The sequence below is a fragment of the Paenibacillus sp. FSL R7-0163 genome (assembly GCF_037969975.1).
In the GTDB taxonomy this organism is placed as follows: Bacteria; Bacillota; Bacilli; order Paenibacillales; family Paenibacillaceae; genus Paenibacillus_AQ; species Paenibacillus_AQ odorifer.
The window spans coordinates 5175515-5196890 of sequence record NZ_CP150224.1 but is presented as its reverse complement, the minus strand read 5'-3'; the positions used below and the strand labels follow the sequence as shown (position 1 = coordinate 5196890).

At 45.6% G+C, this 21376-nt stretch carries 20 protein-coding genes; 13 read left to right on the top strand and 7 right to left on the bottom strand.

The window, feature by feature from the left end; genetic code table 11:
• Nucleotides 1–27: 27 nt before the first annotated feature.
• Nucleotides 28–1329: an extracellular solute-binding protein gene (locus tag NST45_RS22890; protein ID WP_094902687.1), complete on the top strand. Its 1302-nt coding sequence runs from the start codon at nucleotides 28–30 to the stop codon at nucleotides 1327–1329.
• A 138-nt stretch (nucleotides 1330–1467) separates the two neighbouring features.
• Nucleotides 1468–3459, top strand: coding sequence for a beta-galactosidase (locus NST45_RS22885; RefSeq protein ID WP_339823929.1), 1992 nt, complete (start codon nucleotides 1468–1470; stop codon nucleotides 3457–3459).
• A gap of 705 nt (nucleotides 3460–4164) precedes the next feature.
• Here the strand turns inward: NST45_RS22885 and NST45_RS22880 are convergent.
• Nucleotides 4165–4998 (bottom strand): AraC family transcriptional regulator, encoded by an 834-nt coding sequence (locus NST45_RS22880; protein WP_244886422.1) that lies wholly within the window; start codon nucleotides 4996–4998, stop codon nucleotides 4165–4167.
• Nucleotides 4999–5117: 119 nt separating this feature from the next.
• Between NST45_RS22880 and NST45_RS22875 the strand changes: the two genes are divergently transcribed.
• The gene (locus NST45_RS22875) at nucleotides 5118–7157 is read left to right on the top strand and encodes a beta-galactosidase (RefSeq protein ID WP_339823926.1); all 2040 of its coding nucleotides are present in this window, start codon (nucleotides 5118–5120) and stop codon (nucleotides 7155–7157) included.
• Between the two features lie 100 nt (nucleotides 7158–7257).
• Here the strand turns inward: NST45_RS22875 and NST45_RS22870 are convergent, their stop codons facing one another.
• Nucleotides 7258–7941, bottom strand: coding sequence for a hypothetical protein (locus NST45_RS22870; RefSeq protein WP_339823923.1), 684 nt, complete (start codon nucleotides 7939–7941; stop codon nucleotides 7258–7260).
• 199 nt (nucleotides 7942–8140) lie between these two features.
• On the opposite strand from NST45_RS22870, the gene NST45_RS22865 reads away from it, so the two are divergent.
• Nucleotides 8141–8698 (top strand): DUF1273 domain-containing protein, encoded by a 558-nt coding sequence (locus NST45_RS22865; RefSeq protein WP_038568847.1) that lies wholly within the window; start codon nucleotides 8141–8143, stop codon nucleotides 8696–8698.
• A gap of 102 nt (nucleotides 8699–8800) precedes the next feature.
• On the top strand, nucleotides 8801–9124 hold the full coding sequence (locus NST45_RS22860; protein ID WP_051491142.1) for a YciI family protein: 324 nt from the start codon (nucleotides 8801–8803) through the stop codon (nucleotides 9122–9124).
• Between the two features lie 6 nt (nucleotides 9125–9130).
• Here the strand turns inward: NST45_RS22860 and NST45_RS22855 are convergent, their stop codons facing one another.
• Entirely contained in the window at nucleotides 9131–10588 is a 1458-nt protein-coding gene (locus tag NST45_RS22855; protein ID WP_339823920.1) for an amidase family protein, read from the bottom strand.
• Between the two features lie 170 nt (nucleotides 10589–10758).
• On the opposite strand from NST45_RS22855, the gene NST45_RS22850 reads away from it, so the two are divergent.
• Nucleotides 10759–11886 carry a copper amine oxidase N-terminal domain-containing protein gene (locus NST45_RS22850; protein WP_076224965.1) on the top strand — a complete coding sequence of 376 codons (1128 nt, stop codon included), beginning with the start codon at nucleotides 10759–10761 and terminating at the stop codon, nucleotides 11884–11886.
• A gap of 96 nt (nucleotides 11887–11982) precedes the next feature.
• Here NST45_RS22850 and NST45_RS22845 read toward each other — a convergent pair whose 3' ends face one another.
• From NST45_RS22845 to NST45_RS22835, 3 genes are all read right to left on the bottom strand, one after another.
• Nucleotides 11983–12477 (bottom strand): hypothetical protein, encoded by a 495-nt coding sequence (locus NST45_RS22845; protein ID WP_076099543.1) that lies wholly within the window; start codon nucleotides 12475–12477, stop codon nucleotides 11983–11985.
• Nucleotides 12478–12547: 70 nt separating this feature from the next.
• Entirely contained in the window at nucleotides 12548–13963 is a 1416-nt protein-coding gene (locus tag NST45_RS22840; RefSeq protein ID WP_076105403.1) for a HAMP domain-containing sensor histidine kinase, read from the bottom strand.
• Nucleotides 13951–14655, bottom strand: a complete 705-nt coding sequence (locus NST45_RS22835; RefSeq protein WP_036680796.1) for a response regulator transcription factor — start codon at nucleotides 14653–14655, stop codon at nucleotides 13951–13953. Before NST45_RS22835 ends, NST45_RS22840 begins: the two co-directional genes overlap by 13 nt.
• A gap of 126 nt (nucleotides 14656–14781) precedes the next feature.
• Here NST45_RS22835 and NST45_RS22830 point away from each other — a divergent pair, with 126 nt between their 5' ends.
• The 5 genes from NST45_RS22830 to NST45_RS22810 all read left to right on the top strand — a co-directional run bounded on the left by NST45_RS22830 (nucleotide 14782) and on the right by NST45_RS22810 (nucleotide 17853).
• On the top strand, nucleotides 14782–15495 hold the full coding sequence (locus NST45_RS22830) for a YceI family protein (protein ID WP_038568856.1): 714 nt from the start codon (nucleotides 14782–14784) through the stop codon (nucleotides 15493–15495).
• A 167-nt stretch (nucleotides 15496–15662) separates the two neighbouring features.
• Nucleotides 15663–16055, top strand: coding sequence for a (deoxy)nucleoside triphosphate pyrophosphohydrolase (locus NST45_RS22825; protein ID WP_339823916.1), 393 nt, complete (start codon nucleotides 15663–15665; stop codon nucleotides 16053–16055).
• Nucleotides 16056–16095: 40 nt separating this feature from the next.
• Nucleotides 16096–16422: a nucleoside triphosphate pyrophosphohydrolase gene (locus tag NST45_RS22820; RefSeq protein WP_036680802.1), complete on the top strand. Its 327-nt coding sequence runs from the start codon at nucleotides 16096–16098 to the stop codon at nucleotides 16420–16422.
• Nucleotides 16423–16459: 37 nt separating this feature from the next.
• The gene (locus tag NST45_RS22815) at nucleotides 16460–16810 is read left to right on the top strand and encodes a DUF1648 domain-containing protein (protein WP_081387265.1); all 351 of its coding nucleotides are present in this window, start codon (nucleotides 16460–16462) and stop codon (nucleotides 16808–16810) included.
• Between the two features lie 50 nt (nucleotides 16811–16860).
• On the top strand, nucleotides 16861–17853 hold the full coding sequence (locus NST45_RS22810) for a Gfo/Idh/MocA family oxidoreductase (protein WP_339826232.1): 993 nt from the start codon (nucleotides 16861–16863) through the stop codon (nucleotides 17851–17853).
• Nucleotides 17854–17933: 80 nt separating this feature from the next.
• Here NST45_RS22810 and wrbA read toward each other — a convergent pair whose 3' ends face one another.
• Nucleotides 17934–18569 (bottom strand): NAD(P)H:quinone oxidoreductase type IV, encoded by a 636-nt coding sequence (gene wrbA, locus NST45_RS22805; protein WP_036680804.1) that lies wholly within the window; start codon nucleotides 18567–18569, stop codon nucleotides 17934–17936.
• Between the two features lie 152 nt (nucleotides 18570–18721).
• Between wrbA and NST45_RS22800 the strand changes: the two genes are divergently transcribed.
• A complete protein-coding gene (locus tag NST45_RS22800) occupies nucleotides 18722–19357 on the top strand; it encodes an effector binding domain-containing protein (protein WP_339823913.1) in 636 nt (211 codons plus the stop codon).
• A 1399-nt stretch (nucleotides 19358–20756) separates the two neighbouring features.
• Complete coding sequence (locus NST45_RS22795; protein ID WP_038568865.1) at nucleotides 20757–21335, top strand: pyridoxamine 5'-phosphate oxidase family protein; 579 nt, start codon at nucleotides 20757–20759, stop codon at nucleotides 21333–21335.
• Nucleotides 21336–21376: the final 41 nt, after the last annotated feature.

The window sequence follows — 21376 nt, the reverse complement described above, 5'->3', positions numbered from 1 at the left end:
GTCCACTATTTTAAGGGGGAATATATAATGAAGAAGAAACACTCCGCAGTTGCTCTATCAGCAGTAATGGCAATGAGTTTAGCTCTAACAGCATGTGGTGGTAATAATAACGCTTCTAGTAACTCACAAAATGGAAGCGCTGGCACAAATTCAGGTGAAGTGAAGACCGTAAAGATCTTCCAATTCAAAACTGAAATCGTGGAAGGCCTCAATGAGCTTAAGGTTGAATTCGAAAAAGAATACCCTAACATCAAGCTGGATATCCAAACAGTTGGTGGTGGTGCGGACTACGCAGCAGCATTGAAAACTAAATTCGCTTCCGGCGATGCGCCTGATATTTTTTCCAATGGTGGATATGCAGAAATGGAACTTTGGGGAGACAAGATGGAAGATCTGTCCGACCAACCTTGGGTAAAAGATCTGATTCCTATGGCTGCAGAGCCTATGACTAAAGATGGCAAAGTATACGGTATGGCAATGAACCTTGAGGGTATCGGTATTGTGTATAACAAGGACTTGTTCGCTAAAGCGGGAATCACTGAAACTCCAAAAACATTGTCACAGCTTGAAGAAGCAGCTAAAAAGCTGCAAGCTATCGACGTAACTCCTTTTGGTAATGCATATCAGGAATGGTGGCTGCTAGGTAACCAAGGGATCAGCGTAGCCTTTGCACAACAAGATAATGTAGATGAATTCATCAAAGGTTTGAATGAAGGAACTGGTACAATTGTAGGCAATAAAACGTTTGAAGAGTGGAGTAAGTATCTCAAACTGACTTTACAATACGGACAAAAGAATCCTTTGACCACAGATGCTAACACTCACCTGGCAATGTTCGCAAAAGGTGAAACTGCAATGATGCAAGAAGGTAACTGGGCACAAACTCTTGTTGATAACATCACACCTGATATGAACATTGGTATGTTCCCTATGCCAATCAATGAAGATGCTGAGAAGAATGACAAAATGACTGTTGGTATCCCTGCGAACCTTGTAGTCAACAAAGAATCCGGTTCTAAAGAAGAAGCAAAAACTTTCTTGAACTGGTTGGTAACTTCCGATATGGGTAAAGAGTATATCGTTAAAAAATGGAAATTCATCCCTGCTTTGTCCACAATCGAAGCAACACCTGAAGACATCGGTATGCTTGGAGCAGACGTATGGAACTATGTAAAAGAAAACAAAGTTTATGGCCTGCAATCCTCCAAATTCCCTGATGGTGTAACGCAAGAATTTGCCAGCGTGATCCAACAGTTCATCGCTGACAAGGTTGACGTTAACGGCTGGATGACTGGTATGCAAGCTGCATGGGACAAGCTTAAAAAATAAGTAAAGCACATTTATAGAGAAGATTTAATGGATATTAGTGGTTAACAGAAGCGCTCTCCGTATACCTCATCAATTTGAGACGGGGAGCGCTTTTTTTGGGAAACAGGGCTGAATATCAAGGGATGGGGAGAAGCGCCAATGAAACGATATGATCATGTTCAGATGGGTGTGGACTATTACCCGGAGCATTGGGATGAATCCATGTGGGAACCAGATATCAAGTTGATGAAAGAAACAGGTGTTAAAGTAGTCCGGGTTGCTGAGTTCGCATGGAGTCGACTGGAGCCAACTGAGGGGAATTACCAGTTCGAGTGGCTGGACCGCGCGCTGAACCTTTTTCATCAATATGATCTGCAGGTTGTGATGGGTACTCCAACAGCTACACCGCCAAGATGGTTAACGACGAAATTTCCGGATGTGCTTCCGGTGTTTGCTAATGGAGAGACCTTTCACCCGGGGGTACGTGGACACCGCTGCTATAACAGCACATCACTGCGTGAGTATGGCAGCCGTATTATTCTGCGTCTTGCCGAGCGTTACAGTGAACACCCGGCTGTCATAGGCTGGCAGACTGATAATGAATTTGGCATGTTGGATTGTCATTGTGACGCTTGTAATACTGCTTTTCGAGCATGGGTACAAGCTAAATACGGAACACTGGATGAGGTCAATGCAGAATGGGGAACCGTAGTTTGGAGCGGGGAGTACAGCGATTGGAATGAGCTTACCGTGCCGCTGGGCGGATCACCTCATCAGAATCCATCTTTTCTGCTGGATTTTCAGCGGTTTCAGTGGGATTCGGTGGTAGCGTTTCAGACGGCGCAGATCAATATTTTGCGTATGATTTGTCCAGAGCATTTCATAACCCATAACTTTCACAGCTATCCGCAGCGTCTCGATATGTACGCAGTGGGTGCAGATCTGGATGTGGCTGCGTTTGATTATTATCCGAATACTTCGCCAACCAAACAAGATACGACGCCTTATAGCGGAGCGCTTTCATTGGACGTAACCCGTGGCATTAAACGTCAAAACTTCTGGATTATGGAGCAGCTGAGTGGATCGCCGGGTTGTTGGATGCCGATGTGGCGAACCCCTTATCCAGGACTGATTCGTGCCTATGCATGGCAGGCGATTGCTAGAGGTGCGGATACGGTTGTTCATTTTCGCTGGAGAAGTGCAATTTCAGGAGCAGAACAATTCTGGCACGGGCTGATTGACCACAGCAATGTTCCGGGACGCAGATTAGCGGAGTTCACGCAGCTATGTCATGAGGTTAATAGGCTGAGCGACAAGCTCCAAGGAACGATGCTGAAAAACGAAGTGGCTATCCTCCATTCCCATGAAGAGAAGGCCGCACTGGATATTCAGCCGCAGGCAGAGGGCTTTGATTATTATGAGAACATTAAGCAGATTCACCGGGCGGTAACCAGGCTTGGCATCGGCTGCGATGTTATCGACCTCAGACAACCGCTTGATGGATATAAAGTAGTGATCGCTCCGAATTTATATTTGCTGGATGAGGAGATCGTACGTAATCTGGAGGATTTTGCCCTCGCTGGCGGGACCTTGCTGATCACCAACCGTAGTGGTGTCAAAAATATAAACAACATCGCAGTCATGCAACCGCTGCCCGGGCAGCTGAGCTACTGTACCGGCGTTGAAGTGCTGGAGTATGATCCGATTGGCGCTGAAACACATGCCATCATGGACGCGGAGGGTAACCAATACGAATGTACGCAGTGGTGCGACATTCTCCGGCCGGTAGTGGCCCAGCCGATTGCTTGGTATGGTGATGATTTCTATCGCGGCACACCCGCTGTAACTGTTAATTCCTTCGGTAAAGGTCAGGTTTATTACTTCGGAACTCATGCGGAAGAGAAGTACTGGTCAGTTCTATTAGAGAACCTGACTAAGGAAAAAGGGTTATTACGCTTTGAAGGATTGCCAAACGGAGTACAAGCCTCCGTGCGGACTGGAAATCAGGGAAGCTTCTTATTCCTGCTTAACCTGAGCCGCGAGTCGGTGATCGTTCCGTTGCCACGAGAATACAGCAGCCTGCTGGATAATAAGATTCGATCGGGAAAGCTCCAGCTCGAGCCGTATGGCGTAGAGGTGCTGGAGATTTGAGTGGTTTTGAGTAAAGAGGTATTGAAGTGGGTTTGGGAGTGTGGCAGGAGAGAGGAAAGTGGAGTGAGGGATGTGTGGAGTAGGGTGAAGTGAAGGTTGGTGAAGATGGAGTGAGGGATGTGTGGAGTAGGGGAAGAGCGGTGTAGGGGAATGTGTGGAGTAGGAATAGTGAAGTAAGTGGAAGTGTGGAGTAAAAAATGAGTGGAATAGGGCATGCAGAAACTTTAACAGAAGCACAACAGAAAATAGTTGCACTTCGTACACTTATTTGAAGTGTTGGAGTGTTTAATTGGTTTTAGTTGCACTTTGTGCAGCTGAAAATCGGCTTATCCCGCTGCAAGGCCATTTTCCGAGAATATAGTTGCACAGAATACACTTATATGGATAATTTCTGCCTTGCAGGCTATTTTAAGTGTACAAAGTGCAATTATTTCGTCTGACTCACTCATACTGAACTGAAGAGACCTGCACAATGGGCTCCAACATGATCAGATTTCCACATAGACTCCCATCATGTACAGATCTACACGATCCAGCTCAGAGGTGCCGTACACTCGCAGCCAAATGAACCCAGCCAACGTTACGTACCGTACCGCACTTCACCGTACCGCCCGTTTCTACACAATAGTAGCGCATACCATACTCTTGCTACGTTCTAGCCGCATATTCCCAGCGAGCAATTTTTCCACAGTGGGCGGGACATTTTTAATGCAGGCGTCTAAATTGCTCCGGCGTAGTCCCGGATTGCTTGCGAAATGTGGCTACATAATGGCTGACATCGCGGAAGCCGACTAGCTGGGAGATAGCTTTTACCGTAAGATCGGGTTGGCTTACGAGCATTTCTTTGCTTTTGCGGATGCGTAAACGTACGAAGTAGGCATAAGGCGAGAGTCCGAAAGTTTGGACGAATAGGTTGTTAAGATAGCGCCCAGATACCCCTAGTTCATCGGCTAGATCGTTCAGTCCGAGATCAGGATCGCCATAATGGCTGTCCATCCATTTTAGCAGTGGCTGCAGCTTATCTACATTGCGGGAAATCGCCGTATTGTTATGAAGCTGGCCATATTTACTCAAAGTAAGCAAAAAACGATAAGCATCTGTGGAGGCGCCGAGACCAAACATATCCTGGTAGGCATCATGACGATCCAGCATTTCCTTCAGCAGATTGGGGAGAGGCGCTTCATTTTCCCAACGGTAAAAAGAATTACTATTCATCCCAAGCGTCTCCAAAATTGATTGTGCCGAATCGCCACCGAACGTTAGATAATAGGTACCCCAGTTTTTAGTGGAGGCCTCATAACGATGGGGTGTATAGGGAAGTAGTAATACGCCGCTGCCTTCAGGCAAGGAAAAGGTTTTATTGTCAAAATGGATAATCCCTTCACCTTCTGAGGTTTGAAGCCAATGATACGTGTCATAGCCATCGGGGCGGGATACTTTTTCCTGATCATGATTGTGCCCCATACTGTCTAAAGTGATTGGCAAGTGCTGTCCACCTTCATGGACGAATACGATCCTGCGATGCATGATTTCGGACAATGCTATCCTCTCCTGTTAGTTCTATATTCTTATATGTATGAGACATTATTTTATATTTAAAGGGCAACCTTAACCATTTACAATAGATATATAATTATACTATAAAGGGTGTGCGAAGTGTGATTAACGATAAATTACCTAAAATTTGGTACGGTGGAGATTACAATCCGGAGCAATGGGATGCGCCTGTATGGGCTGAGGATGAACGGATGTTCAAGCTGGCGGGAATTGATGTTGCCACAATTAATGTGTTTTCCTGGGCTTTAATTCAACCTTCCGAAGATACTTATGATTTCTCCTCATTGGATGAATTAATGGATAGACTATATAAAAATGGAACTTATGTATGTCTAGCTACAGGAACAGGAGCGCATCCAGCTTGGATGGCTCACCGATATCCTGAAGTGACACGTGTCGATGTCCAGGGCAGAAAACGTAAGTTCGGTGGACGTCATAACTCCAATCCGAACAGTTCAGTTTACCGCAAGTATGCAGCGAAGCTGGCTGGTAAGCTGGCAGAACGCTACAAGGATCATCCGGCACTGGTAGCTTGGCATATTTCTAATGAATATGGTGGCTATGATTATTCCGAACAGTCCGCTGCTGCCTTCCGTGTCTGGTTGAAGGAGCGTTATGGTTCGCTGGATGCTTTGAACAAGGCTTGGAATACACGCTTTTGGGGACATACGTTTTATGATTGGGAAGAAATTGTGGTGCCAAATGAGCTGAGTGAAGAATGGAACGGTAACCGTACTAACTTCCAAGGGATCTCGTTGGACTATCGCCGTTTTATGTCTTATAGCTTGCTCGAATGTTACAAAATCGAATATGAAGCGATCAAAGAACACAGCACCAACGTACCTGTTACAACGAACCTGATGGGCTTTTATCCGGAGCTGGATTATTTTGAGTGGGCCAAGCATATGGATGTAATTTCTTGGGACAACTATCCTTCACTGGACACACCGGTCAGCTTTACAGCAATGACACATGATCTTATGCGTGGATTAAAAAATGGCCAACCGTTCATGCTGATGGAGCAAACACCGAGCCAGCAGAACTGGCAACCGTACAACTCTTTGAAACGTCCAGGCGTTATGCGCCTATGGAGTTACCAGGCTGTAGCGCGTGGTGCAGATACTGTGTTGTTCTTCCAGCTGCGTCGTTCGATAGGGGCTTGTGAAAAGTATCATGGAGCGGTAATTGAGCATGTGGGTCATGAACACACACGGGTATTCCGTGAATGTGCTGAGCTGGGCAAAGAGCTGGAGCAGCTTGGAGATCAATTACTGGATGCGCGCAGTGCGGCTAAAGTAGGGATCATCTACGATTGGGAAAATCGTTGGGCACTTGATCTATCAAGCGGTCCGTCGGTTGCCTTGGATTACGTGAATGAAGTTCACAAATATTATGATGCGCTGTATCAGCAAAATATCGAAGCCGACATGATCGGGGTTGAAGAGAACCTGTCCAAGTATGAAATTGTTATCGCACCTGTAATGTACATGGTCAAGCCAGGTTTTGCAGAGAAGGTTGAAGCCTTTGTAAAAGCGGGCGGCACATTCATTACGACTTATTTCAGCGGTATTGTTAATGAGAACGACCTTGTAACGGTTGGAGGTTATCCAGGCGAATTGCGTAAGGTGCTTGGAATTTGGGCAGAGGAAATCGATGCATTACTGCCAGGTATGAGCAATGAGCTCGTGCTGGATAAAACGTGGGGTAGCTTGAGTGGTTCTTATAAATGTGATCTGCTCTGCGATCTGATCCATGCCGAAGGGGCAGAAGTTTTGGCAGAGTACGGTTCTGATTTCTATAAAGGAATGCCTGCACTGACTGTGAATAAATTTGGCGAAGGTAAAGCTTATTATGTGGCGACTAGCCCAGAAGCTGGATTCCTGCAAGGATTCCTAGCGAATCTGTGTGCCGAAAAGAACATTCAGCCGCTGGTAACTGCACCGGAAGGTATCGAATCTGTTCAACGTGTGAAGGATGGCGTATCTTATCTGTTCTTGCTGAACCACACCGCTGGTGATTTAAGCGCCGATATTGGGGCGGCTGAGGCGGCTGAGCGTACTGATCTACTGACAGGTAATGTAATTAGCGGTTCAGCTGTTGTGCCGGGTCGCGGAGTATTGATTTTGTCGGATAAAAAATAGTTGAGTCTCGTCTAACCTATATAAATTTGAAATCCCCACTACAAAACGCTTTTATGAAGCTGATCGTAGGTGGGGATTTTTTCTGTTATCTTTTGGTGTTTCAGTCGCTGCTCATTGTGCCTTCAGCCGTACCCATTGGGTTTCCGCTGCTTAAAGTAATGCTCTCCGCCAAAGTGGAATCGGATTTCAGCGTATATTGGATAATGTCATCAGCTTTCAGGTCAGCTAAGCTGATCGTGTTCTCCTGACGCGTGCCATTGTCGGAGGTCACCGTTACAATTTTGGTATCAGCATCAATTGTAATATCTGTGGTTTGCTCGGAGAAGGTTTGCTGCATCCCACCGCCCTGTGGTCCACCACCTTGTCCACCGCCGTCAGGGGCTCCGCCTTCCGGCATCCCCCCCTCTGGAGGTGTACCGTTTTCTGACCCTTGATCACCTTCGGGTCTTTCCTGTGGAGTACCGGCCTGACCATTTTGCTTATCGGCTCCAGCCGTATCTCCAGTGCCTTGTACGGGCGGTGAGGGCATTTCTGACGTATAGATTGTAATCGTGTTGTCGCTGATACTCTTAATCTTGCCGAAATTCATAGACATGTCAGGTCTGCCGTTTTGTTGATTGTCGTTTCCTTGAGATTGCTGTGCCTCAGTGTTATCTGCGGGTGCCGTGTTCGCTTGGTTATTAGCGACTGCTGTTCCTTCGGCCTCCGAGTTCGTGCTGCAGCCAGCCAATAGTAGAGAAGCGAGTAGACTTCCTGAGATCATAATCGGTATTAATTTCTTCATTTATTTTCTCTCCTTAATAGTTTTAGATTGATTAGGAGAAATATATCAGACGGTTCTGAAAGGTTGCTTAAGATCAGCTGAAAGTTTGCCTAAAGAAATAGATCAAGGAAATGCTATATAATAATCATATAAGTGGGATAAAACTCTACAAAGGTAAGTCATGGTAAGACATAACCAACGTTCAGGAAAGAGGCAGTACATGAAGAATTTACTCGTAACAGGCTACCGTGCGCATGAGCTCGGTATTTTTGACAATAAGCATCCGGGAATTCCTTATATCAAAAAGGCGCTGTCTAACAGATTAAAGCCGCTAATTGAAGAAGGCGTCGAATGGATTATTACCCCTGGCCAGTATGGTGTCGATCTTTGGGCTTGTGAGGTGGTAAGTGAACTCAAGACTCAATATCCTGAATTGAAATTAGGGATCATTACGGCGCATACTGGACAGGAAGAGAAGTGGAAGGAAGAGAAGCAGGAGGAATACCGACGTATTATTGCGGGTGCGGACTTTTGCAGGGCGGTCAGTAATGCCCCTTATGACGGCAGCTGGCAGTTCCGGGCCAGAGATGACTTGTTGTTCCGCAAAAGTGACGGGATATTGCTCTTTTATGATGAGGATGCGGCGGAAGGCAGCCCGAAGTTTTTTAAAGAACGAGCGCTGAAGCTGCATGCAGAGGGGGACTACGAGCTGTTTCTTATTCATTCTGATGAGATTCAAAATATTGCCGATGAAGAAAATCAGCGAGATTATGAATAAAGCTACGAACGAAGACATCGCGAAATAAAAAAGCCCGAATCGGCATTGGGAAATCACCGTTACGGGCTTTAGTTTCTATTTGAACGAGAGGTGGAGAATAGGATGAGTGAGGTCAATCAAGCAGATATTTGTTATGTTATTTTGCTTAGCCCGACGAATCAAGACCGTAGAGACATGGAGATTATTCGTGGTCATGTTAAGCATTTACAAGAGCTGGACCGTAAAGGACAATTAGTGCTGTGTGGTCCCTTTAGTGATTGTCCTGGCGGTATGGTTATTGTAAGAGCGAACTCACGCGAAGAAGCCGTTCTCCTTGCCGAAAAAGATCCTTACGTGCTGTCTGGCATTCGTAGCTATGAAGTGCGTACATGGAGTCTGTCCCATGAGGGAAACAGGCATTTAGGTATTGTTCCACTCCAGGAATAGGTTTAATCAAATGAAGCTTTTTAGCGAAGGTGCTTTTCGCACCTTGTAATGCTGCTCATAAGCATAGGCTAGCTTGATAAGCGTGGGCTCCTGATAAGCTTTTGCTGAGAAGGTTACACCAAAGGGAGCACCGGCCGACGTGTACCCAGAAGGAACGACGAGGGACGGATATCCTGCTCTGGAAGTAATTCTGGCGCCAAAATCGGCAGGGAACAGCAGGGCATCCAGATTGTATTCTTTCATAGTGGCATCGATGCCTTCTTCCTTGCACAGCTTCAGGTCAGTCGCACGATGGCGTAAATATTGAGCTTCGCTTTGTGTGCCGGAGGAGGTATATTCCGCATCTATTAACGTAGCTTGACCAAATCTCAAAGTCTCCACAGGGTGTGCATGATTAAAATCAATAATATCCTTCAAGGTTCGCATAGGTGCTCCGGGGCCCAAATGAGATAAATAAGCATTCAGTGCTGTTTTGAATTCGTTTAATACCACCGAAGAGTAACTAATTTCGCGGGCGGTTTTAATATCCGCGGGATCAATGATGGTTGCTCCAAGCTCTCTCATCCTGTTGACGGAAGCGTTGAACAAGGCAAGCTGCTCATCTGTTAGCTCCTCAAAATAATAATCACGTGGTATCCCAATTCTAGCTCCCTGCAAACCATTCGGATCAAGGAATACAGTATAATCCCCGTGGACTTTACCTGTATTTGTTCCCATCGCTGCATCGTGCTGATCATTGCCCAGCATGGCGTTTAGTAGCAACACGGCATCTTGAACGGTTCTAGCCATAGGCCCTGCGGTGTCTTGTGTATTGGAGAGCGGCAGGATTCCTGAACGGCTGAGCAGCCCCACGGTTGGCTTAATGCCGATGATGGAGCCCAAATTACCGGGATTAAGAATCGATCCTGAAGTTTCTGTGCCAACAGAGACCGTACAGAAATTACAAGCGACAGCTACTGCTGAACCAGCACTAGAGCCGCCGGTTGGCGTAGAAATATTGTAGGGGTTAAGGACTTGCCCGCCGCGGGAGCTGTAACCGGAGGGCATGCCGTTCGTCATAAAATTGGCGAATTCGGTCATATTGGCTTTACCCATAATAATGGCTCCGGCTTCACGCAGCTTGGTAACTATAAACGCATCTTCCCCGGCAAAAGAATTCGCCAAAGCCAGCGAACCCGCACTTGTATGCATTTTGTCCCCAGTATTGATGTTATCTTTCAATAACACAGGTATCCCGTGCAGGGGTCCTCGAGGGCCTTTAATTGCCCGTTCCACATCCAGAGATTCTGCGATAAACAACGCATCAGGATTAATCTCCAGTACAGAGTTAATCGTCAGGCCGTTTTTGTCGTGATCAGCAATACGTTCATAATACATGAGAACTAGTTGTTTTGACGTAATTTCTCCGGCTTCTAATGCAGCTTGGATGTCCGGTATGGTGGCCTCTACGATTTCAAAACTCATATGCGTTCACGCTTCTTTCCCTCTAGGATATGGCTTCTCCTTCATCTAACCATAATTTGGGTGTTGTTGGTAGTTTTCTTTTTAGACTTACATTTTGATTGGCCATTTGATATATTCAGGTGTGCATTGTAATTTTTTTATTTTTCTAGATTAGGAGCTAAATTAAGAACATGAAAAACCACAACTTTGCTTCAAAAATTATCACTTTTTTTGTGGTGATGATAAGTTTTGCTGTTTTATTTTCAAGTCAAGCCTTTGCGGACGACAGTGATCTCAAATGTTATTTGGACGGTAAGCAATTACATTTTAATGTAAGTCCTATCCTGAAAGATGGAGTTACATATGTACCCATGCGGTCGATATTTGAAGCTTTAGGCGCAACTATAAAATGGGATAATCATGCGAAGTCGGTCTCAGCGGTTAAAGGGGATATTAACATTTTTTATCTGGTCAAAGAAGGAAGAGTAATTGTAAACGCCAAAGAGAATGAGCATGTCTTAAAGGGTATCAATTTTCAAAATAATACACTCGTCCCTCTAAGATTTATTAGCGAAGTGTTGGGTAGTAGTGTCACTTGGGATGAAGGTGCAAAATCTATTTACATAACCTCACCAGTTGCCGAGGAGAAGCTTATTGCTCCGGTTAACAGAACAATTTCAGTAGGAAGTCAAGAGCAATCAAAATCGTTATCAGATGAGAGAAACAGGTTTGTTATAAACGTAAAGCACTACGGTATTAAAAATAATCAGTTGTATAGCTTGCTCGAATTTTCTAACATGGATAATAAAGACATCTCAATAAATTTTAAGCCCGGTGATCAAAAAATCATAAAGACGTTCTCAAAGGAAAAGGATCCCATGCCGACTCTGAAAATTGAAAATTGTACGGAAGTAACCCATAAAGTAGTTATCGATAATATTGGCGGGAATATATATAAAATCCCGGAATTTTCAGTTAATCAGGCGTGTGTCAGTTCCAACCAATCCCAACAAGATGCGCTTGATGTATGGCGGAACAACAATTCCGGCCTCTCGGAATTAGGCAGTAACCTCGTGTCTGTCCGTAAATATATTCAAGATCAGACGGGTGGGCTGCAAAACTTTGTGATCCCAGCCAATAAAGCTGAACAGCTGATCTTGGTCGCCCCAGTTGGAGGGAAGGATAGGTTGGTTGTGGAGGGCAGTTATTTTGTAGGAGGTCTATCAAATAAGACTATAGAATTCCAACTAGATTATGAAGTGGTTTCCGAGCTCGATTTGGGTATTTATAGTTACATATATACGGAACCTGTATATTAAGGATCGTTTTATTAGAAAAGAGGTGTCCGAACGGCCAAAATAAATGGCTGCTCAGACACCTCTTTTATTGTTAGTGTGTAGATTAAAGTCTGACAATTACTCCTGTGCTGCTGTAAACCCCTCTTCCGCTAAATATTCTTTAGCTTCCTCAAGCGTTTCAAACGCCATCTCCAGATTGAGGTCGGCATAGACATACCATAAATCATCCTCAAGCTTTAGGGTTAGGGTTTGGCCCTCATCATTAGTCCAGAGTGTATCGGCAGTTGCCGCAGCCTTTTTCTTTCTTTTGCTGGCTACAGGAGCATCAGGAATGTAAATAGACAGTGAGGTGATGGAGGCATCCAGCAAACTCCGCAGCTCGGATTCCGAGTAGTCGCGAATATTCACGAAGCCCTTATCGTCTGTCTCGTAGCCCCGCAGTAAGCCTGCGAACACATAGCCATTACCATTTGGATGCAGGTGAAAAGCCACGGTTTTCTTATCATGCTGGCTTTCCTCGTAGTGATAGTTCACGCGCCCAAGGGATACATTTTTGCGTTCCAGCTGGGGGTAAGAGTCGAGAATCGCTAATTTTTGTTCAAAAGTAAGCATATACAGCCTCCGGTTTTCGGTGTGATTGTGCACATGATTATACCATGTCGATGGATCGTAGACTATTTTTTTAGTCATCAAGCGGCAGAGACAGCACGAAGGTGCAGCCTTTGTCTGAGTGCTCCTCAAGCACGAGGCTTCCGTTCATAGATTCGGCCAACAGACGGCTGAAGGTTAGGCCGAGTCCTAGACCACGCAGTGTGCTCTGCTTGTCGCTGCCCCGGAAGAAGGCTTCGAAGACATGCTCACTATGATTGGATGAGATGCCAAGCCCATTATCTTGAACACGGATTTCGGCAAAGCCATGACCTTGCTGCTCCAGCAGTTCTATCGTAAGCTGCACCCTTCGATCAGGAGCTTTGGCTTGTACGCTGTTATTAAGTAGATTGACGATAATCTGCTGGATACGAAGGGAGTCCCCACGCAAAAACAAGGGATTGATCGGCATATGGAGCACGGGTTCAGCAACTTCTTCCGCCTGTGTCAGCTTCCATTGATATACGATTTCGGATATCAGGGGTACGGCATCCAGTCGGTCGTGACGAACGGAAACTATTCCTGCAGTCAGGGCATTGTAATCCAGAAGGTCGGCTACCATTCGCTGCAACCTCCCAGCCTCCAGCAGGGCAATATCCAGAAATTCCACAGCTTCATCACCTTCAACGACCCCTTCGCGGACGGCATGCACCAGGCCTTTAATAGAAGTTACGGGTGTTTTCAACTCATGGGAGACTCCTGCCAGCATTACGGCTCGAGACTGCTCAAATTGCTGTAACTTGCCTGCCATCTCTTCAAAAGATATCATCAGCTCATGAATTTCCCGCTCTTTAGCATCCTTATCTAGAACGATATCATAACGGCCATGGCTGATTTGAGCCGCTGCCTCGACTACCTTCTGAATGGGTTTTGCCAGTTTACGAGATAAAAGGTAAATGGTTAGCCAACTTAAGATGATTAGAAACAGCAGCAGTATGGAGAAAAATATGATCTCCTCCTGTGGAATATGCCGCAGTGATTTTTTGGATTGCAGGACAATAACCTGTCCCAGTGTTTTGTCATTCGAATTTATGGGAGCCACAGCAGCTTTAAACTCCGGACTGCGGGAGTCGTTCAGGCTATCATTAAGCTTATATCTCATTTCCTTGTCAGTTAGAGGTGGCAGGGAGAATAGCATTTGACCTTGTTGATCGGTAATGATCACGCACATCTCTATGGTTAACTTGAAAAACCGTTTCCGGTCTTCGATCAGCTTTTCGAGATTTTGGCTGATTTCAATGGAGCCTTCCATATTTAAGCTGCGATCTGCAATCTCCTGTGCCAAAAGCCCCGCAGTCTGCAGACGATTGCTCATAGCCTCCTGACGGATCCACCATAATGTAGCTAAAGCTGTGAGGAGCAGGCCTACACTAATAATGAGCAGATAACGTATCGTCCAGTAAGAAAGGATAGAGGTGCGTTTGGCGTTGTTTCTCTTTAAGTTGTCCATAATTGATATCCCGTCCCCCTTAGGGTACGGATTTCCCCCTCACTAGTAGGCCAGTGCGACAACGCTTGGCGTAGTCTTTTGATCGACAAATCTACCGCCCGGTCGCTTCCTTCATAATCCATTTCCCATACAAATTCTATTAATTGCTCACGCGTACAAATCTGATTAGGCCTTTCAGCGAGAAATAACAGCACTGACATATCCCGAGGACTAAGACTCAGCTCAGCCCCATTCAAAAAGACAGCACGTGCTGTGAAGTCGATAAACAAACTGCCATAATGCCGTTTACGGCTGCCATCTGACCACTGCGAGGGACGGCGTAAGACAGCGTTCACACGTGCCACCACTTCCTCGGGAATAAAAGGTTTAGACATATAATCATCCGCACCACCGTCGAGGCCGGCTAGCCGGTCATTGATCCCATCTCTTGCCGTCAGCATGATCACAGGGCAGCTGCTTTTTTCACGGATGAGCTTAAGCAGTTCAAATCCGTCCATGTTTGGCAGCATGATGTCTAGTAATACTAATGAAGGAGGGGATATAGCAAAAGACTCCAGCGCAGCGCGTCCATCGGCTACACGGGTGACTTGAAAGCCTGCTTTTTTCAGATAAGCACTGAGGACCCTAGAGATGGCTTCTTCATCTTCTACAACAAGAATGGATTTCGTCAAATTGGAGTACCTCCAGTCCATAAAATTTACGACAAGTTTAACACATCATAGCCCGTTCTGCTCTGACTTCTTCCCGACATATTGCTTTGTTAGAATGAGGGACGAGCTTGAAAGCATACAGAAATTATGAATATTGGAGGGAACAGGATGAAGAGAAAAAGAATAGCCTTGATCGCTGCAGGAGTTATTATCGTAGGAGTAGTCACAGGTTATACATTACTGGATAAATCGCTGGGCAATAATGTAGAGATCGAGTCCGTGATTCCAAATCAAGCAACAACAGCAGGTGCTGGAGAGACAACAAATAACACTGGAGCATCAGCAGGGGTGGCGGTCACAGCCGAACAATTAAACGGGGATTGGACCCTTGCGGAAACCTCTAAAGTCTATTGGTCAGTGACGACCTCTAAAGAAACAGTAAACTTCGTAGACAACAAAGTTCAGGGCACCTGGAAGGTAAATATAGAGGATTCTACTTCGATGGCCGGGGAAGGGACAGTGGATATGAGCGCTCTGGATTCTGGCAATAGCCAACGGGACGAGCATGTAAAAGGAGAGGATTTTCTATCCGTTACGGAATTTCCACAATCCACGTTTGTAGTGAAGTCATTTTCGGAGCTGCCGGCAGAATGGACTGAAGGAGCAACTGTGCCTGTTGAAATGCAGGGGACGCTTACCGTAAAAGGAGTAGAAAAGGACGTCACCTTTCAGTCGCAAGCGGCGTATAGCGGGGGACAGTTGATGTTGTCGGGAACGACAACAGTAGCCTTTTCTGACTTTGGTCTAAGCAATCCCCACACCGTTGTGCTGGATACAGAAAATAATCTTGAGGTTCGCTTGGAGCTTGTGCTGACAAAATAGTAGCTCTTCCGTAAGGATAACGCTGCTGTGAATTTTATAGAGAGACTGTACTGAAGAGATTTTCCCAGGCCGTGTTGGCGTTTGGGAGAGTCTCTTTGGTTTGGAATGAATTGTATGTTTTAATAGTAGTATCTGTCGAACAATTAGCAATAGTGGAGGTGTTCTTTATGATCAAGGTGGCGGCAGCAATTATACATAATGTAGAAGGGCAGATTCTTATTGCCCGGCGGCAAGGTAAATCGCAGGCAGGTCTGTGGGAATTTCCTGGTGGCAAAATAGAGCAGGATGAGAGCATCGCAGAGTGTCTGCAAAGAGAGCTTCAGGAAGAGATGGGCATCACAATCCTTCCCTATGAGAGCTTTGGCATAAACGAGCATAACTATGGAGAGATAAAGATCCAATTGATTGCTTGGAAAGCGCGGTATCAGGGAGGTGTAATTGATCTGGTGGATCACGACGAACATAGGTGGGTGCTTCCGGCTGAGCTGGGTCAGTTCATGTTTGCTCCGGCAGATCTTCCTTTTGTAGAACGTCTACTGATGGAATCAAAGCCGGATTGAAGGGAGATAGAATATAATATAGAAGAAAGGAAGAGCTTAAATGCCTGTATATGAAAAGTTAGTGCGTGACGGCATCCCCGATTTGATAGCTTCTCAAGGGAAAGATTTTAACACAAGGATATTAGAGTCCAAAGAATACATAACTGAACTACGTAAAAAATTGCAAGAAGAGTCGGAGGAATATTTTCAGGCAGCAAGTGATGAAGAAGCTTTGGAGGAGCTTGCCGATATGCTGGAAGTGATTCAGGCTCTGGCGGAGACACATGGGAGCAATAGCATGGAGCTGGAGAAGCAACGTGCAGAGAAAGCTAAACGTCGCGGTGGATTTAAGAAGGGGATATATCTGATTGAAGTGGAAGGAGAATAACGGGGAGATTATTTTTCCGCACAAGGAGGGTAAAACGTTGTTCAAAACCAAACTGACGATGATCTTAAGCAGTGTGGTGGCCTTGATTCCTGTAGCTATTTATTTATTCCTTTATTCCAAAATGCCGGATACCGTCCCGATTCATTATGATGGGAACATGGCTGATCGATTTGTAAGTAAAGCTAGTCTGGAGGTTATTTTGCAAAGCGGGCTGGGTTGTTTGGGATTCATAATCATGAAGCTTTTACAGTTCCTTTTGCAAAAAGCGTTTATTCAAAGCTCTAACGAGCACTCAGCGGCCTTGAGCAAGATCTGGAATATTGCTATTTTGGTGGTGACGGTGGTGTTTGCTGGCATCAGTTCCTATACATTCATTAGAATGGTCTGATAGAATTAAAGAGACTTAGCAGAAGGATTAGGAGGAACATGCAAATGAAAATGGACAACGCTTACAAGGTGAGATGGGGAATTATTAGCACAGGCTGGATTGCTCATCAATTTGTTACTGATTTGGCGCATGCCAGTAATGGTGTGGCTTATGCCGTTGGGTCAAGATCTCAGGAAAGTGCCGATGAATTTGCTAAAAATCATGGGATTCCGCATGCCTATGCAACCTATGAGGAATTGCTGAATGACCCGAATGTAGACGCGGTATATATTGGAACGCCGCATCCTTTTCACAAAGAAAATGCTTTAATGGCGCTGCGTGCAGGCAAAGCTGTCCTGTGTGAGAAACCTTTTACCGTAAACAGCGGTGAATTGGAAGAAGTTGTGGCCTATGCTAGAGCGCATAAGCTATTCCTGATGGAGGCGATGTGGAGTCGCTACATCCCGGCGATTGTAAAGGTTAGAGAATGGATTGCTGAGGGCAAGATCGGTGATGTTCGTTTGGTGAAGGCAGACCTAGGGTTTCGTACCGACTGGAACCCGGAAGGCAGATTGCTGAATCCGAAGCTGGGCGGGGGTGCGCTGCTGGATGTGGGGATTTATCCGGTTTCTTTTGCCTCCATGGTGTTTGGACCTCATCCTGAGTCTATTTCCAGCACAGTGCACATAGGTGAGACTGGAGTGGACGAGCATTTCTCGATGCTGCTGTCATATGGTAACGGGAAAACCGCTTCGTTGAACGGTGGTATTCGTCTTAACATGTTGGAGGAAGCGCATGTGTTTGGCACAGAAGGCCGTATTATTGTAGAGGGTACATTAGTGAACCCGAAATCGGCTGCGCTTTATATAGGAGATGAGAAGGTAGAGAGCTTTGTGGATGACCGTGCTTCTATTGGATATTGTTTTGAAGCGGAGGAAGTAGGACGGTGTCTTCAGGCAGGGCTTACAGAGAGTCCGGTGATGACATTGGATGAATCGTTAGCGATTCTGAAACTGCTGGATCAAGTGCGTACACAGTGGGGGCTTAAATACCCTGGAGAGTAATTAAAATATAAATTAAACACCCCTCGGTGTAGTGCTGCACAAGTAGCTCCGAGGGGTGTTGTTATATTAACTAAGCTGCGCTAGTTCTGATTATTGGCGTTTTTGCCTGCCTGAACCCAGCCGGCCACTTCAACGGTACGCTTCGCTTGATGAAAAACAGCGTCACGGATCCGATCCTGATCTTCGATCATTTTACCGTCTCCATCTACGCTGACACTTGTTCCGTAAGGGTTGCCTCCCGCACCGAATGTGACTGGATCAGTATAACCGGGTGCTGCAACAATTGCTCCCCAGTGATACATCGAGGTGTAGAGTGCCAAAATCGTAGCTTCTTGTCCACCATGCGGGTTCTGTGCTGAGCTCATGGCGCTGACGACTTTGTTTACTGTTAGTCCTTTGCCCCAAATGCCACCGGTTGTATCAATGAACTGCTTCATCTGGGAAGCAATGTTACCGTAACGGGTTGGGGAACTGAAAATAATCGCATCTGCTTCGACTATATCGTCGGGTGTGGCGACTGGGATATCTTTTGTTTCTTCAGCTAGGGCCTTCATGGCTGGATTTGCGGCGATTTTATCCTCGGGGACCAGTTCCTGCACCTTCAGCAGTTTTACCTCAGCTCCTGCTTTTTCTGCGCTTTCCGCGGCCCATTGTGCTAGCTGGTAGTTAGTTCCTGTGGCACTGTAGTAGATGACAGCTAATTTGATTTTTGACATGCTGTAGTCATTCCCTTCGAGTGTAGTTCCATACTATTAATTACCCTAATGGTGTCTTTATAACCCAGACTGAAATCAATCTATTCGAACTGGACAGACAGATGTCCACTTTGCCTGTGTATACTAAGTTCAATCACAGGAAATGAGGGAGAATGATGAATACTTATTTTGTAGAGAAAGCGAAAATGACCTTGGCTGGGGTTAGCATACGCACAACTAATGAAGTGGAAATGGGACCTGATGGAGGTTTGCCGCAGCTGTGGGAAACTTATTTTCAGAGTAATATTGCGGGGCAGGTAGCTACGGTAAATTCTGAGTATATCTATGCGTTGTATACGGATTATGAGAGTGATGCGAGCGGAGCGTATACCGTTGTGATCGGGCATGAAGTAGCTGAGGAGAGACATTTAGAGGGAAACCAGCTAGAGGAAAACGGGCTAGAGGAAAGCGAGCTAGAGGAAAGCGAACTAGAGGAAAACGAGCTAGAGAAAAACGAGCTAGAGGAAAGTGAACTAGTGGAAAACCAACTAGAGGAAAACCGACTGGAGGAAAGCCAACTAGAGGAAACCCAGTTCACCTATGCGGCTGTACCGGAGAGCAAATACATGGTTTTTACGACGAAAAAAGGTCCGGTATTTGAAGTGGTCGCGCAAGCGTGGGGGGAGATTTGGGCGTACTTTAAGGAGTCTAGGGAGGCAAGAACTTACACGGGGGATTTTGAGATTTATGATTCGCGAAATTTTGATCCTGCTGACACGCAGGTTGAGATTTATATTGCGATTGAATAGATTAGGGGAAAGATGGTTTTTATGTGCTTAGTGGGTTAAGTGCTTAAGCGGGAGGTTTTATAGGGAAAAGTTTTATTTTATAGGAAATTGTTTAAAGGGAAGTATTTTAGAGGGAAAAAGGGGTTTAAGGGAGTTGCTTCTGATAGTAGTACCAAGCAACTTGCGAGAGAAAGGGGGCTGCCGAGAGGTAGTCCCTTTTTCCGTTGGCGTAGCGGATACTGCGATGAAGGGGTACTTGACGGTGGAAGAGAATATAAACAAATTAAAAGAATACATACCCCTGAAAAGAATATATACATCAGTAAAAATAATGGATAACGACTTTTCATCTTATCTGGGGATGTGTTGTTAATCCTTGATGAGGCTTGCATTTAGTCAGACGGGGGGAGACATAAGAGAAGCCCTGGAGTATATATACTTAACTAATGTGTCTGCGGAAAATTGTACGGTAAAAATCCCGTAGATTTGCTGGATTGGGCAGAAGTGGCGGGGATGTACGGTATAAATCCCGCAGAATAGCTGGATTGAGACAAAGTGGCAGGAATGAACGGTATAAATCCCGTAGATTTTTTGGATTGGGCAGAAGTGGAGGGAATGAACGGGAAATATCCCGCAGAATAGCTGGATTGAGATAAAGTGGCAGGAATGAACAGTATAAATCCCGTAGATTTTCTGGATTGGGCAGAAGTGGAGGGAATGAACGGGAAATATCCCGTAGATTTGCTGGGTTGAGCCAAAGTGGCGGAAATGTACGGTATAAATCCCGTAGATTTGCTGGATTGGGCAGAAGTAGAGGGAATGAACGGGAAATATCCCGTAGATTTACTGGGTTAGGCGTAGGTAGCAGAGATGTACGGTAAAAATGCTCTACATCAGCTGCATAGCGTCGAATTAGTTAGAAATAAGAGCAAAAATGCTCTACATTAGCCGCATCGAGCCAAAGTAGCAAGAAAGAGAGGCAAAAGTGCCTTACATTAGCCGCAAACGCCGCTCGGACCTAGTCAAAGTTAGTTTGGTAGGGGAGCTAGTGGTACTGGGGTATTGTTAATGGAGTTAATGCGCTTATGGAACTGATCTAGTTGGTGAAACTAACGAGTTGATAGAGCTTGTGTAACTTTGTAACAGCTGGAGTTGGTGAAGTTAGTTAAACTAATGTGGTTGATAGAGCTACTCTAGTGGTAGAAACTAACGAAGTTGTTAGAGCTGAAGTAAATGGTGTAGTTGGCAAAGCTAGTTAGTTAAGCTAATGTGGTTGATGGAGCTGAAGTGATTGGTGAAGCTGATGTAGTTCATGTAGTGCATGTAGTGCATGTAGTTCGTTGAGTCGGCGGATCTGATGGAGTTGAGTAGAGATGCCCGATTAGCCAGCACACCAATATACAGAAATGGAGAATGCCAAATGGGAAAACAATTTACCGCTATACTACCAATACATGAAGAGTTTATTCTTCGGCAGCACCTTTTTTTCGTAGGGTCGGCGCCGCTTTCAGAAGATGGGCATGTTAACCTTTCGCCGAAGGGGCATGATTGTTTTCGGATTTTGTCTCCTAATCAGGTGGCCTATCTAGACATGACTGGCAGCGGTAATGAGACGAGCGCGCATCTGCTGGAAAACGGAAGAGTGACGGTTATGTTTTGTGCGTTTGAGGGGACGCCTAACATTTTAAGACTGTATGGAACAGGGGCTGTGATTTTGCCTGAATCAGCAGAATGGGAAGCACTGTCCCCTATGTTTACATCTCTGCCTGGAGCCAGACAGATCATTTTGATAGATGTTCATAAAGTACAGACTTCCTGCGGATTTTCGGTTCCATTCATGAATTATGCGGGTGAGCGAGATACGTTGCAGCGTTGGTCTATCCAAAAGGGCGAGGCAGGTCTGAGAGAATATAGAGGAGAGAAGAACACTAAGAGTATAGACGGGCTACCCACACCTCTTGGACAAAAACTGACTAGACAGGATCTCCCATACTCATGACCAATAGAAGGAACGTACAACCCATAGGATTGTTCATCCAA